Consider the following 13,397-nt stretch of genomic DNA (forward strand, 5'->3'; position numbering starts at 1 on the left):
AACGATTTATTTTTTATTCCAGTCAATAGAAGGTACTTCACTTTTGCCTATCGTAGAACCAATAAGCTGATTTAGCGTTTGCTGTTCGAGAAAACTTGTGTAACGTTTGTCTGCTTCTCCAAAAGTTGTGGTTAGCATTTTTTCTCCATTACTAGCTGGTTCACCTATATCTGAGAAAACTTGATTGATCATCCCAGAATTTGGATAAGTAACGATTTTACCTTCTAATGCTTCTACAATTTCCAACAAATTAATTTTTTCGGGTTTTTTAGCTAACATAAAACCACCATTGCTGCCAGGGATTGATGTTGCTAACCCACTAACCACTAATTTTCGAATAATTTTTCTAATGTAAGAATGTGACGTTCCTTTTAAACGACTATTCAATACATGCGAAGTAATCAGAATATGATTATCTTGAGTAGAAAGCATAGCCAAAATACAAACTGCTTGTTCCAAGCCTTTTGTTAACTTCATTGTTTCCCTTCTTTCTTTACTTCAGTAGCATTGATTGTGGACTTTAAATATCCACGAATAGTAATATACATCTTTCACACTAATTTTGCAATTATTTTCTTCGTTTTTTCTACCATTTAGCTCGACAAGTTTAGTTGTTCGAGATATCATAAGTTCAAAGAATTGAAAAGAGGTCTTTTACATGTTTTTAACTATTACTGAACAAGCTCAACAAAAGATCGAACAGACATGCTCGCAACATCCAGGACAGTTAGTCCTCTATTATGAATCTAGAATTGGCTGTACCTGCGGAAATAACGGAATTTTTTTACTAAAAATCATACAACAAATGGATTCTGAACTCGATTCCATCTTATCCACATCGTTAGGCGACTTGCCTATTCAAGGCTGGAGCTTACCTTTTTTAGATGAACAAATGAAGTTAGATTACAACGAAATCAAAAATGCGCTGATTCTTCGCAGTGATAGTGGTCTTATTAATGATAATGTCTTGATTCTTAATGAGGCTAATCACGCTCTTTCTTAATTCTAGCAAACATATTGGTGGACATTGTGCCCTTTTCGCTATATAATTTACTTACTAAATAGAAGTGTAATAAAGTAGGTAAATGGAGGGATTTTATGTTTTTAACTGTAACAGAACCCGCAATTGAACGATTAAAAGCCATTCAAGCACAATACCCAGGAAAATTAGCTTTATATTATAACCGTATAACGGGTGGCTACGCTTGTGGAATCGTTGGTACCTTTTCACTAAAATTATTTACCAGTCCCAATGAAGAATTAAATGCGACTATTGACTCAACTATTGGAGAAATCCCAGTCCAAAGTAATCGTCTAGAAGACTTATCAGAAAACGTTGTATTAGATTATAAAAAATCAAAAAATAGTTTGATTTTAAAAAGTGACGCTGGACTGATAAATGACGACGTAACCGTACTAGATAATGACAATAACAAACTTTTTTAAACCCTAACAAACTAAAAAGCCGAGACAAAGGATTCTTTCTCCTTTATCTCGGCTTTTTTATTTTTCACTCAGGGCTTCTTTAATTCTTACAGCTGTTTTTAAAGGGATTCCCAACCCATTTATTTCTTCCACGCTTGCTTCTGTTACTTTTTTTACCGATTTAAAATGCTTTAATATCTTTGTGCGTGTCTTTGGCCCAACACCTTCAATACGATCCAATTTCGAGGACAAACTATTTTTCCCACGTAACTGACGGTGAAATGTAATCGCAAAACGATGGACTTCATCTTGAATTCGTTGAACAAGGTAAAAAGCTTGACTAGTCGGTTTTAAAGATACTTTTTCAAGTTTTTCGCCAAAAATAAGCGAAGAAGTTCTATGTTTATCATCTTTCACCATACCTGCTACCGGTATCGATAATCCCAACTCGTTCTCAAGAATATTAATGGCACCATTTACTTGAATTTTCCCACCATCCATTAAAATTAAATCCGGTAAAGGTTTGCCTTCTTTTAACAACCGCTCATATCTTCTTCGAATAACCTCTTCAGTCGTGGCTAATTCATTGCTTCCATGAACATTTTTTATTTTGTATTTTCGGTAATTGCTTTTATCTGGTCGACCATCTAAAAAAGAGACCATCGCTGAAACAGGGTTTGTTCCTTGAATATTGGAGTGGTCAAAGGCTTCAATGCGACTAACTAGAGGCAAATGTAGCGCTTCTGAAAGCTCTTTGATTGCTCCAATTGTTTTACGATCATCCATTTCAATGAGCTGGAATTTTTCATTTAATGAAATTTCACTGTTCTTCGTTGCTAAATCCAGCATGTCTTTTTTTCTTCCTTGAAGCGGTACTTTAACAGGTATTTCTAGCACCTCAGACAATGTTTTGGTATCTACGCCACTTGGCACCAATATTTCTTTTGGTAGCAAATGATTCTCTTCTTGATAAAATTGAACCATATAGGAGGCTAATTCTTCTTGAGGTGTATCGTAACAAGGAAAAATAGTTGCTTCTCGCTTAATCAATGTAGCTTGTCTTATAAAAAATACTTGGATTGAAATCCAGCCTTTATTCATATAATAACTAAAAACATCTCTAGTCGTAAAATCATTCGTAATAATATTTTGTCTTTCCACAGTCGTTTCAATGTATTGAATTTGATTGCGGTATTCCGCTGCTCGTTCAAAAGCCAGTTCATCAGCTGCTTGCATCATTTTACTTTTCAATATTTTTTTAATTTCTTTTACATCGCCATTCAAGAAACGCCTAATTTTGTCGATTTGAGCATTGTATTCTTCTTTAGGTATCTCATGGTCGCAAGGGCCAATACACTGCCCTAAATGGTAATACAAACACGCTCTCTTTTGATACCCATTGCATTTCCTCAATGGATAAACTTTTTGGATAAATTGTTGTGTTTCACTCGCTGCATATACATTTGGATAGGGTCCAAAATAATGTCCGCCATCTCTTTTAACTTCAGACGTAATAATGAGTTGTGGATCCTTTTCATTTGTAATCTTTAAATACGGATAGCTTGTTCCTTGCTTTAATTTGATATTGTATTTCGGTAAGTGTTTTTTGATTAATGTGATTTCAAGCAGCAAACATTCTTTATCCGTAGAAGTAATAATAGTTTCAAAATCTACAATTTCTTCAACCAGTAATTGCGTTTTCCCTTCGTGAGTCCCTCGAAAATAAGAACGTACGCGTTTTTTTAAATTTTTAGCTTTTCCAATATAGATGATTTCTTTTTCTTTATTTTTCATTAAATAACATCCTGGCAAGTCAGGAAGCAACATTAGTTTATTATTGATATGTGTATTAACCATCTTCATGATTCCCCTTATAGTCATTCATTACTTTTCACTGTTAATTAATTATGATTATTCGTCAAATAGTGCAGCTAATTCAAAAAAAACTCATCTATTGATTCTAAGAATTGTAAATTCTTATTTATCTATTTTACCACTAAACAGTAAAACAACGACAGAATTAAAGCTCTGTCGTTGTTTTTCATTTTATTATCTTTTAGAAGAACTAAATAAGAACCAATTATTAAATGTACTATAATCTGAGTAGCCCACTGCAATCTCTTTATATAAAAATAACTTTCCAAGTTGATGTTCCCCAGATTGGTATTTCAATTCGATATCTTTTGCAATTGCTTGGTACAACTCTTCTAATTGTTCATCATTAAGTTGGCCGTACTTGTTTTCCCATGACTCTAAAAAAGCTTCTTCATCACTATCTAGATAAAAATCGATTTCTACTTGCTCTGCCATCTGATTCACCTTTTCTAAAAAAATCTTAATTTAAGATATTAATGGTAATTGTTTTTCTACCAAAATTATTCGCTTGTTGCACAGTAGAAAAGTGAATATCAATTTTATTGCCTTTGATTGCTCCACCAGTATCTCCAGCGATAAATGTTCCATATCCTGGAATTTCAACAATCGAACCTAAAGGAATTACACGAGGATCTACCGCAATAACCATTGGATTACTTTCTAAGTTGATTCCAGTTGCAGTATGAGTACTCAAATTAGCTTGTTTAGTTGAATATCCTGTTGCTGATACAACAATTGATTTACCTTTTGATGTTGTTGCAGTACTTTCAGCTGGTTTAGTAGTAGCAACCTTTTCAGTTGCTACTGTTGTTTCTTCTTTTTTATTTTCTGATGGCTCAGTTGTTGCAGTTGTTGTTACAGTAGCAGATTCTTTTTCAAGTTTTGTTTCAAGCGCTGTAGCAGTTGCTTTTTCAGCTGCTGCTTTCTCTTCAGCAGCTTTAGCTTCAGCAATTCTTGTTTCTTCTGCTGCACGTTTTTCATCTAATTCATTTAGAATTTCTTGATTTTCATCCATTGTTTTTTGAAGACTTGCTATTTGTGTATCCATTTCAGCTTTTTGTGCTTTAGCTTCTGCTGTTTCATTTTCTAATAAAGCTAAATTACTTTCAAGTTCTGTTTTCAATGCTGCTAATTCTGCTTTTTCATCTTCAGCCATTTCTAACTGGTCGTTTCCAGCTGATTGCAAAGTAACTAAAACATATGCACGATTAAAGAAATCTGATACACTTTCAGATTCAAATAATGACAATACAACATTTTGATTTACTTCAGTTGTTTGCATAGATAAGATACGTTCTTTTGCTTGATCCAAACGTTCTTTAACAACTGCTTCTTGTTCATTAACTGTTTCACTAGTTGCTTGAACCGTGTCTTTTAAAACATCAATTTGAGTAGTTAATTCTTCTAGCTCACTATTTTTTTCATTTACCTTAGTCAAAACTTTATTAATTTCACTATCAATTGCTGCCATTTCTTTTTCTTTTGTATTTTGTTGCGATTCGATTTCATTTAATGTCGCTGCAAAACCTGTTGTAGGAATGACGTTAACCATTAATAAAGCCAACATAAGGCTAGTAACTAGTTTTTTTATTCTCACGAATTGACAACACCCTTCTTTTCTTCTATTTTTGCTCTCCAATGATTATAACGAATAAAACGTACTGTTATATTTCTTTAAGATTACTTTTTGTTACAAAACAATTTTAAGGTATACTAAAACTGTAATAAACGTATTAGGAGGATGAAAAAATGTCGAAAAAAATTTATTTTGCAAGTCCATTGTTTTCAGAGATGGAAAAAATTTACAACGAAATACTAGTAGCAAGCATTCGAAAGACCTATTCAGAAGTAAAAGTCTATGTTCCTCAAGAACAAGGGGAAATAAATGATAAAAATAGCTATGCAGATTCAATTGCTATTGCTAAATACGATACGAACGCCTTATTAGATAGCCAGTTAATGGTTGCCGTTTTAGATGGTTCAACGATTGATGTTGGAGTGGCCACTGAAATTGGTGTTGCTTATCAAGCGGGAATACCTATCATTGGTTTATATACGGATTCACGTCAGCAAGGGGCTACAAATCCTAAAAAATTGAATGCTTTACAAGAAGTGGCCGAATCTCAATTTTCATATATCAATCTTTACACAGTTGGATTAATCAAAATGAATGGTGCTATTTACAGCACTTCTGAAGACTTTATTACAGCTATTGGTGCTTATTTGTAATCATTTTGTAAAAAAAAGGTTCCCTGCAATAATTGCAAGGAACCTTTTTTATGGAGTTTGAGTTTCTAATTGTAGACTTTATTCTTCTATTATAAAGCACGGGGATTTGGTTTCGTAACTAAGCTAATGATAATTCCAACGACAAATCCAATTGTTGCTGGTAGAATCCATCCCATTCCCATAGAAAACAAAGGCAGATAGTCTGCACAAAAAGTTAAGAAATTTTGTATTCCATTTAAATTACGGATATTTTCAGGTAAAGCATTTAATAGATCCGCTACACTGACTACTAGCGTAAAAATTGTTGTGGTAACATAAACCACTTGTCGGTCTTTGAATAAAGGAGACAATAGTGCTAGTAAAATCAATGTTATCGCTAATGGGTATAAAAACATTAACACGGGAAGTGAAAAAGCAATGATATTTGTTAATCCAATATTTGCGACTAACGTTGTTAACACACTGAATACCACTACGTATGCTTTATAACTAATTGAGCGTGGAAACATTTCTTTAAACGTTTCAGCACAAGCTGTTATTAAACCAATAGCTGTTTTCAAACAAGCGACTGTTACAATCACAGCTAATAATACACTGCCAAATGAACCAAAGTAATAGTTAGAAATCTGGGCTAAGGCAATTCCACCATTTTCTGAAACTGGGAACTGTCCAACACTCATTGTTCCAATATAAGCTAAGCTAGCATAGATGATTCCCATCAAAAGAATGCTAATCAATCCTGATTTAATCGTGTCTTTTGCTATCTCGCTTGGCTTAGTTACTCCTAACGTTTTAATTGTTTGAACAACTACAATTCCGAATGCTAGTGATGCTAGTGCATCCATTGTATTGTATCCTTCAAGAAATCCGCTAACAAAGGGTTGCGCTACATAACTCCCCGTCACTGACGCGTCCATCACGCCTCCAAGCGGACGAATAAATGCTGTTACGATCAAGACGCCTAAGAAGACTAAGAAAATAGGGTTTAATACTTTTCCAACATAAACTAAAATTTTTGTAGGTTTTAAAGAAAGAAATAATGCTGTACCATAAAATAAAATAGAAAAAATTGCTAATCCTACTGTTTGATATGCTGGACTAATGTAAGGTGTTAAACCAATTTCATACGATACTGTACTCAATCTAGGCAATGCAAAGAATGGTCCAATCGTTAAATACAAAGCGATTGTCATAAAGTAACCATAATAAGGATGAATACGACTAGCTAAATCAAATAAACCATTACTTTTGGAAATTCCAATCGCGATAACTCCTAAAAATGGCAATCCAATACCTGTTACTAAAAATCCTAGTGTAGCCCAACTTACGTTAGCTCCTGCTACTTGACCCATGTGAACGGGAAAGATTAAATTTCCTGCTCCAAAAAACAATCCAAATAACATGGATCCTATATACAAATAAGAAGACAATGATAGTCCTTTTTTCATAAAAACCGCCCTTTCTAACGTATCTATGTAACACGTAACTTAAATAATAGCTTTTTTAGTTCTCACCTTCAAGCAAAAATCCTGTTTACTTGTTAGTTTTCAATCGAGTAGGAGGTAGATAATTAATTTATCTACCGACCTCTCACACCACCGTGCGTACGGTTCCGTACACGGCGGTTCAATAATTTAAGTATCACTTACGCTCATATAGTAGGATTAAATCTTTTAATCCCCACTGTATGAGCCTTTTATTTGTTATCGAGCGGTGTAGAACTTCACTACGTGAAATACGCCAATACCCTTTACGGCTGGCTGCTGTTTTCAGTGCGTTATCGTGGTCTATTCCTAATCTTTTCAGTTGATTGTATCTAGTGGATACCTTTTTCCATCGTTTCCATATTAATTGTCTTACACGATGGCGCAACCAGTTCTGAGTTTCTTCTAGGAAGGATTTCATGAAGGAAATCTTATAATAATTTATCCATCCAACAGTTACTTGGTTTAGTTGTGTTAGGATTTCTTTAAATGTCCCTGGCCGTTTTCGGCTTGTGAGATACTTTAGTTTATTTCGGAATCGTTGTTTTGCCGACTTACTAGGTCGGCATCCAACTTTCCCATATGGTTCATAATATGAAAACCAAGGAATTTTGCTTTAGTCGGAGTGGTGATACTGCTTTTCTTTTGGTTTACTGTAAGACGCAAGTCTTTTTCAATGAATTGAGTAACACTTTCCATTACTCGTTCGCCTGCACGTTTACTTTTAACGTAAATAACGAAGTCGTCCGCGTAGCGAATGAAAGCATGACCTCTCCTTTCAAGTTCCCTATCCAGTTGATTTAAATAGACATTTGCTAGTAATGGAGAAAGTGGGACTCCTTAAGGAGCTCCGGTATCTGTCTCGATATAACTATCTTTGTCTAAAATGCCTGACTTTAGGAATTTCCATATCAGCTTTAGAACGATTTTATCTTGAATAAACCATTCTAGGTTTGCCCGTAATTTCTGATGGTGTATCGTATCGAAATAGCTTTTTAAATCATAATCGACTACTACCCGATACCCTTCTTTATAATACTGTTCTGCCTTTTGAATGGCCTGATGGGCATTTCTTCCTTTTCTAAAACCATAACTGTTGTCGGATAATTGTGGGTCGATAATCGGATCAATCACCTGGAGAATAGCTTGTTGTACCACTCTATCCAATACAGAAGGAATCCCTAATAATCTTTTGGTGCCATCTGATTTTGGAATGGATACTCTGCGCACTGGTTGTGGTTGATAAGAACCGTCTTTCAATTTCCTTATAAGATGAGGATAATATCTCTTCATGTGACCTTCCAGTTGATAGACGGTTAGACCATCTACACCTGGAGCTCCTTTGTTCTTACGAACTTTAATCATCGCTCTTTCTAAATTATCTTTATCTATAACTTTCTCGATAAGTGTGATACCATCTTGTTTTTCCATATCTATGCTACGTCCCTACGCACTCCTACATACTCTTTCGTTTCCAACTTATCCCTCTGTAGGTAGCCATCTCTTGGTCTTTACCTTGATGTTTTCTGCGATAGTGGTGACGTATTCACCTCCTGGTTTTCCCAAGATTATTATTGTTCAGCCCTTCAGAGAACAACGTTCTCCTACTATGGCGTCTGCTGACTTCTCACTATTCGTTATTACTACGAGCTTGCTCGCTAGTGAGACCTCCCCGGGTAAGAATGATAACCTTCCACTCATGTCACTGCCTCATTTACTGTAGAAGATTCGTGCAGTATTGGACTTTGCTTTGTTTAGCAAGCTCGTCCCTCTCCAGTCAGCCTTATATGAGGTTTCTGTTCGTCAGTGCGAGTGTTTGCGTCCGGCTTCCTTCAGATTCCACTTCACAATGGACACCCTTGCCATTCGCTAACAGTTCCTACTGCAAAGCCTGTTGTGGACTTTCACCACCAAGTTATCACCCATGCCGGGCGCACTAAAAAAAAGAGATGCGACTTTTGCCGCACCTCTTTTTGGATCTATATTTTTTAGTGTTGATAGTTGAATTTAGTTCATGCTTAACACTTCTGGAGGAAGAGGATTGCTTGTAGCCCTGTAAAGTATTCAATGCGAATTACATCGCTTTATCGCTTTAGCGATTAAGCGGTGTTTGAGGCTTGAAAGTTCTTAAGACATTAGGCTCAAGACGGTACCAGGGCTCTTACAAGCAAATCCGTCTATTCCGAAAGAATTTTTAGAAGCAGCCACACTATTTGACGAAGAGTCCTCTTTTTTATGTTCGAATGGTTAGTCTCATTCTATATAAAGAGACGTTTTCTTTTCTAAATAATTTTGAAAAATAGTAAAGACACTACAAATAGCCCAATAGATCAAAGCTACTAAAATATACATTGTCATGTAATCAAATTCTCTGCCACCAACAATTTTAGCTTGTTGGAAAATTTCTGGAACAGTTATCATTGCGGCCAGAGAAGTTCCTTTAATCAGATCAAGCAGCACGTTGCTCATTGGTGGCACGGCAATTCTCATTGCTTGAGGTATGATAACTTTTCGCATAATAAAAGGCCATTTCAATCCCAATGCATAGGCAGCTTCCCATTGTCCATGATCAACAGAATGCAATGAAGAACGAATGATTTCCGCACTATAGGCTGCAGAACTCAAACTAAAACCTATGATGGCAGCATTTACTGCTTCAAACTGAATTCCGATAAAGGGAAAACCAAAATACAATATAAACAAAAAAACTAACGTAGGCGTTCCACGCATAAAGGAGATATACGTACGTGCAATTATCCTTAAAATTTTACTATTCGACATACGCATAATGGCCAATAAGAACCCTAATACAGTTCCAAAAATCATACTGGCTAACGAAATACCTAAAGTATACCCTAAACCTTTTAAAATATAACCAACACTATCAAATGCTAAAGCAGGATCAAAAATATATTGCCACTGGATTTCAGACATATTCTGTCACCTACTTTCTATTCGCCTTCCTCTAATTCAATTTCAGGAAAATCATAATCAATTTGTTTTGATACGTCTTCGCCATCATAGAATTGTTTAGACAATTCTGTCAAAGTTCCATCAGCTTTCATTTCTTCTAAGGTCGTATTGACTTTATCGGTTAACAGATCATTCCCTTTTTTTATTGCATAGTTTGTTTCACTAGGGTTGTAAAAAATGTCATGAACTTTTACTGGGATTTCTGGCAAAGCAGCAACAGCCATTTTTTGTGAATAATAGTCATTCAATATCACATCCGTACGTCCATTCGCTACATCTTGCAAATATTGATCATTTGTTGCATTATCATAAATCACTTCTTCAGCTCCAAAGTGTCTGGCAACTTTCATGTAGCTTGTCGTAGCTGCTCCAGCTGCTTTTTTACCTTTTAAATCTTCTAACGTTTCAATACCCGAGTCATCTGATTCGCGTACAACCATTGCTCCAAAAGAATATTTATATGGAATTGTATAATTGTATTTATCTGCATTTTCTCCATTACGGTCTATGCCCATAGCAGCAATATCAATTGCGCCACTGTTAACAGAAGTCAGCATGCCGTCTACTCCCATTTCTGTAAAATCGACCTCTAAGTCTAATCGATTGGCAACTTCACGAATAATTTCTACTTCGTATCCTGTCAGCTTATCTGTTTCAGCCTCATGAAAAGAACTTGGATAAAGCGTTCCAGATGTAGCTACCTTTATTGCTCCTCGTTCTTCGATTTCGCTCCATGCTGTATCGGATGTATTTTTTGCTGAATCAGAAGATGATTCATTTGATCCACAAGCTGCTAAAGTCATTGATACAAAAGTTATTAATCCAAAACCCACTATTTTTTTCAACACATTACTATCCCCTTTTGTTGTCTTTTTAATTTCCTCAATTAGAATAACAATGCATAACTGTGTAGTCAAACTTCTCTTAAAAAAAGTATAATTTCTTTCATTACCTTTCTTACTTTCCACATCAAAACGTTGTTAAACTAACATTTCAAACGTTCGTTTAACAAACAATTTTGTTTTTATCTAAAATGAAACACCTGAATAAACTGTTATATTAATAATAGAATTTTGACAAAAACAAAACACCTCCTAGTTAAAGTGAGGTGTTTTATTTTTGCTTTTAAAAGATTGTTTACTGACCTACTGTGAGACTACTTCAAAAAAATTTCTCTAGAAATTTCAGCTCATCAAATGAGTCTATCTATTAACACTAAAAATGATAGCTTTTTTTAAGCTCTTAGTATTGTTGGTCGTAATCAATCAAGTTTGTAGGGAGTTTTTCTCCAGCTAAGTAAGCTTTTAGATTTTCTTCAAAGATAGTAAACAGTCTTTTTTTGAAATGTTCTGCGATTCCAGTAATATGAGGAGTAATTAAAACATCGTCCCTATTCCACAATTCACTTTCTTCTGTTAATGGTTCTGTTTCAAAGACATCTAAACCGGCAAAAGCCAATTTTCCACTATCAAGAGCGTTTACCAAATCATCTGTTTTGACTGTTGGTCCTCTTCCAACATTAATAAAAAGAGTTCCGTCTTTCATTTGTGAGAAAACAGCTTGGTTAAAGAAGTAATGAGTTTGATCCGTGTGCGGTAAAATGTTCACCACAATATCTGCTAGTTTTACTTGTTCTATTAACTCTGGTTGTCTAATTAACTGATCCATATAGTTTACGTCTCTTCCACTACGATTTACACCAATTGTCTTCATATTAAATGCTTTAGCTAAACGTCCAACTTCTATGCCAATTTTTCCGGTCCCAACGATCATAATGGTTTTACCATTCAATTCCATTAACTTATCGACTTGGTCCCATTTTTTTGTTTGTTGATCTTTTACAGCCTTTTGAATGCCTCTTGCATAAGCAAGCAATAGACCAAAGACTGATTCTGCGATTGGAATGCTGTGAATTCCACTTCCATTAGTTAGTAGTATTTGTTTTTCTTCAAGTTTCTTCAAATCAAGAAAATCAACACCAGCTGCTTTTCCTTGAGCCCATCTCAAAACAGGTTTATCATCTGCTAACAGCTCTTCTGTCCGTTGTCCTGTCCATCCATATATAATTTCAACAGACTCTAAAGAGACCTCTTTTTCGTCTGTTTCCCATCCTTTAATTAGGTCATAATCTGGAGCTAGGTCTTTTAAAGTTTCTATTTGTTCATTTGTTGTTTTTTGTATTAACCAGATACTTTTTTTTGTCATTCTTTCATCACCTTTCTATCATTTTCTATTATTATCTCATGCAAAAAAAAGATAGCAAAGAAATTCCCTTGTCTATCTTCATTTTCTGTTAATTTTATTGCGTTAAATGGTACAATAGATGAAAGATACAGCTTTAGAACGGGGTGTTTGAATGGATAAAGAGCATTTACTAACAACGAAATTGATTATTGATGGCCACTTTCATGATTTTCAACTCTATAGTGGAAAATTTTATTTGTGGATGAATCAAAAAGAATTGAATGTCTATGATTGGAATAAATGGATGAAACAACTCGTTGACGTTGATCGCCCCATTTACCTTGAACCTCAGCCTTCTGAGCAAATATCTGTGACTATTGAAGAATTAATTCCTTTTTTGGAGCGTACTATTTCTTTTAGTGAACCCATTTATGATTGTGCAATATTTAATCATATTTTATATTTTTCTGACGACAACGGTTTTTATCGTTATTCTTTAACAAAAAACAATGCGCAAAAAGAGCGGATATGGGATCAAGCTGTTTATTCTATTTCACTTTCTGCTAAAGGTAGAATGGCCTTATCTGCAGGAGAGTCTGGTCTTTTTGAATATCTACTTTCTTCTCATTACCTATATGACCAACTTGATCGTCAAAAAGCACCACGTATCTATCAACTAAATGCTCACTTTGCTTCTCAAGCCACCTGGAATCATCATGACCTTATTCAATATGGTAAAAGTCAGAGCAATCCAACTTATTTAACGCAATTTAACGAGCAGAAAGGTCAGCTACATATAGTCGATGTTTTACCTGTAACTCAGCTAAGTGGATCTTTGACTAGCCAGGTACAAGAATACTTGCTGCCTTTGTCTTTAAATCCACCTTCTATGAAAGATGGTTTACTTTTTTCTTTTGAAATGGATCACCAAAAAGTAAAAAAAGACTCTTTGTATCGATCTAAAACGATTCGTTTAGTAGTAAAGCCGCCAGCAGTTCTTGAACAGCAACAAGATTCAATTGACTTTTTGCTTGTAATGGCTGACTCTCCATCCTTTAAAGTTGTTTTACAAAATGATGTTTTACTAGAAATTCCGCATCACTCTATCCAGAAATTCAGAATTTATAATCGAACAAGGCATTACCGCAATCAATTACATGTTTTACAAAATAATTCCCTAATTTTGTATCTTTTCACAGAAATTAATCGCTGATCCATTTGGCTACT

The 13,397-nt window shown here is 34.9% G+C and carries 13 protein-coding genes and 1 pseudogene; 4 read left to right on the plus strand and 10 right to left on the minus strand.

Features of this window, described 5'->3' with window-relative positions; translation table 11 throughout:
* Window positions 1–6 precede the first annotated feature (6 nt).
* On the minus strand, window positions 7–477 hold the full coding sequence (locus CAT7_RS00850) for an Rrf2 family transcriptional regulator (RefSeq protein WP_007720933.1): 471 nt from the start codon (window positions 475–477) through the stop codon (window positions 7–9).
* 181 nt (window positions 478–658) lie between these two features.
* Here CAT7_RS00850 and CAT7_RS00855 point away from each other — a divergent pair, with 181 nt between their 5' ends.
* Both CAT7_RS00855 and CAT7_RS00860 read left to right on the plus strand, forming a co-directional pair.
* Entirely contained in the window at window positions 659–1,003 is a 345-nt protein-coding gene (locus CAT7_RS00855; RefSeq protein WP_007720936.1) for an iron-sulfur cluster biosynthesis family protein, read from the plus strand.
* Window positions 1,004–1,098: 95 nt separating this feature from the next.
* Complete coding sequence (locus tag CAT7_RS00860) at window positions 1,099–1,446, plus strand: iron-sulfur cluster biosynthesis family protein (RefSeq protein WP_007720939.1); 348 nt, start codon at window positions 1,099–1,101, stop codon at window positions 1,444–1,446.
* A gap of 57 nt (window positions 1,447–1,503) precedes the next feature.
* Here the strand turns inward: CAT7_RS00860 and uvrC are convergent, their stop codons facing one another.
* The 3 genes from uvrC to CAT7_RS00875 all read right to left on the minus strand — a co-directional run bounded on the left by uvrC (window position 1,504) and on the right by CAT7_RS00875 (window position 4,897).
* Complete coding sequence (uvrC, locus tag CAT7_RS00865) at window positions 1,504–3,282, minus strand: excinuclease ABC subunit UvrC (protein ID WP_007720942.1); 1,779 nt, start codon at window positions 3,280–3,282, stop codon at window positions 1,504–1,506.
* A gap of 192 nt (window positions 3,283–3,474) precedes the next feature.
* A complete protein-coding gene (locus CAT7_RS00870) occupies window positions 3,475–3,735 on the minus strand; it encodes a hypothetical protein (RefSeq protein WP_007720945.1) in 261 nt (86 codons plus the stop codon).
* Window positions 3,736–3,760: 25 nt separating this feature from the next.
* On the minus strand, window positions 3,761–4,897 hold the full coding sequence (locus tag CAT7_RS00875; protein WP_155860424.1) for a 3D domain-containing protein: 1,137 nt from the start codon (window positions 4,895–4,897) through the stop codon (window positions 3,761–3,763).
* Window positions 4,898–5,049: 152 nt separating this feature from the next.
* Between CAT7_RS00875 and CAT7_RS00880 the strand changes: the two genes are divergently transcribed.
* Window positions 5,050–5,529 carry a nucleoside 2-deoxyribosyltransferase gene (locus CAT7_RS00880; RefSeq protein ID WP_007720949.1) on the plus strand — a complete coding sequence of 160 codons (480 nt, stop codon included), beginning with the start codon at window positions 5,050–5,052 and terminating at the stop codon, window positions 5,527–5,529.
* Between the two features lie 89 nt (window positions 5,530–5,618).
* On the opposite strand, the gene brnQ is transcribed toward CAT7_RS00880, so the two are convergent.
* The 6 genes and pseudogenes from brnQ to CAT7_RS00905 all read right to left on the minus strand — a co-directional run bounded on the left by brnQ (window position 5,619) and on the right by CAT7_RS00905 (window position 12,191).
* A complete protein-coding gene (gene brnQ / locus CAT7_RS00885) occupies window positions 5,619–6,977 on the minus strand; it encodes a branched-chain amino acid transport system II carrier protein (protein WP_007720951.1) in 1,359 nt (452 codons plus the stop codon).
* Between the two features lie 193 nt (window positions 6,978–7,170).
* Complete coding sequence (locus CAT7_RS12485; RefSeq protein ID WP_081835468.1) at window positions 7,171–7,623, minus strand: group II intron maturase-specific domain-containing protein; 453 nt, start codon at window positions 7,621–7,623, stop codon at window positions 7,171–7,173.
* A pseudogene (ltrA, locus tag CAT7_RS12490) lies at window positions 7,536–8,444 on the minus strand (group II intron reverse transcriptase/maturase). Before ltrA ends, CAT7_RS12485 begins: the two are co-directional and overlap by 88 nt.
* Before the next feature lie 822 nt (window positions 8,445–9,266).
* Window positions 9,267–9,947 (minus strand): amino acid ABC transporter permease, encoded by a 681-nt coding sequence (locus CAT7_RS00895; RefSeq protein WP_007720956.1) that lies wholly within the window; start codon window positions 9,945–9,947, stop codon window positions 9,267–9,269.
* 17 nt (window positions 9,948–9,964) lie between these two features.
* The gene (locus CAT7_RS00900; RefSeq protein ID WP_007720958.1) at window positions 9,965–10,834 is read right to left on the minus strand and encodes a transporter substrate-binding domain-containing protein; all 870 of its coding nucleotides are present in this window, start codon (window positions 10,832–10,834) and stop codon (window positions 9,965–9,967) included.
* A gap of 394 nt (window positions 10,835–11,228) precedes the next feature.
* The gene (locus tag CAT7_RS00905; protein WP_007720960.1) at window positions 11,229–12,191 is read right to left on the minus strand and encodes a phosphoglycerate dehydrogenase; all 963 of its coding nucleotides are present in this window, start codon (window positions 12,189–12,191) and stop codon (window positions 11,229–11,231) included.
* Window positions 12,192–12,342: 151 nt separating this feature from the next.
* On the opposite strand from CAT7_RS00905, the gene CAT7_RS00910 reads away from it, so the two are divergent.
* A complete protein-coding gene (locus CAT7_RS00910; RefSeq protein WP_007720962.1) occupies window positions 12,343–13,383 on the plus strand; it encodes a hypothetical protein in 1,041 nt (346 codons plus the stop codon).
* Window positions 13,384–13,397: the final 14 nt, after the last annotated feature.

Origin of the sequence: Carnobacterium sp. AT7 (genome assembly GCF_000171855.1) — a bacterium.
GTDB lineage: Bacteria > Bacillota > Bacilli > Lactobacillales > Carnobacteriaceae > Carnobacterium_B > Carnobacterium_B jeotgali.

Coding starts and splice junctions, on each gene's coding strand:
- CAT7_RS00880 (WP_007720949.1), top strand. CDS start 5,050: ATGTCGAAAAAAATTTATTTTGCAAGTCCATTGTTTTCAGAGATGGAA.
- CAT7_RS00895 (WP_007720956.1), bottom strand. CDS start 9,947: ATGTCTGAAATCCAGTGGCAATATATTTTTGATCCTGCTTTAGCATTT.
- uvrC (WP_007720942.1), bottom strand. CDS start 3,282: ATGGTTAATACACATATCAATAATAAACTAATGTTGCTTCCTGACTTG.
- CAT7_RS00855 (WP_007720936.1), top strand. CDS start 659: ATGTTTTTAACTATTACTGAACAAGCTCAACAAAAGATCGAACAGACA.
- CAT7_RS00850 (WP_007720933.1), bottom strand. CDS start 477: ATGAAGTTAACAAAAGGCTTGGAACAAGCAGTTTGTATTTTGGCTATG.
- CAT7_RS00860 (WP_007720939.1), top strand. CDS start 1,099: ATGTTTTTAACTGTAACAGAACCCGCAATTGAACGATTAAAAGCCATT.
- CAT7_RS00905 (WP_007720960.1), bottom strand. CDS start 12,191: ATGACAAAAAAAAGTATCTGGTTAATACAAAAAACAACAAATGAACAA.
- CAT7_RS00910 (WP_007720962.1), top strand. CDS start 12,343: ATGGATAAAGAGCATTTACTAACAACGAAATTGATTATTGATGGCCAC.
- brnQ (WP_007720951.1), bottom strand. CDS start 6,977: ATGAAAAAAGGACTATCATTGTCTTCTTATTTGTATATAGGATCCATG.
- CAT7_RS00870 (WP_007720945.1), bottom strand. CDS start 3,735: ATGGCAGAGCAAGTAGAAATCGATTTTTATCTAGATAGTGATGAAGAA.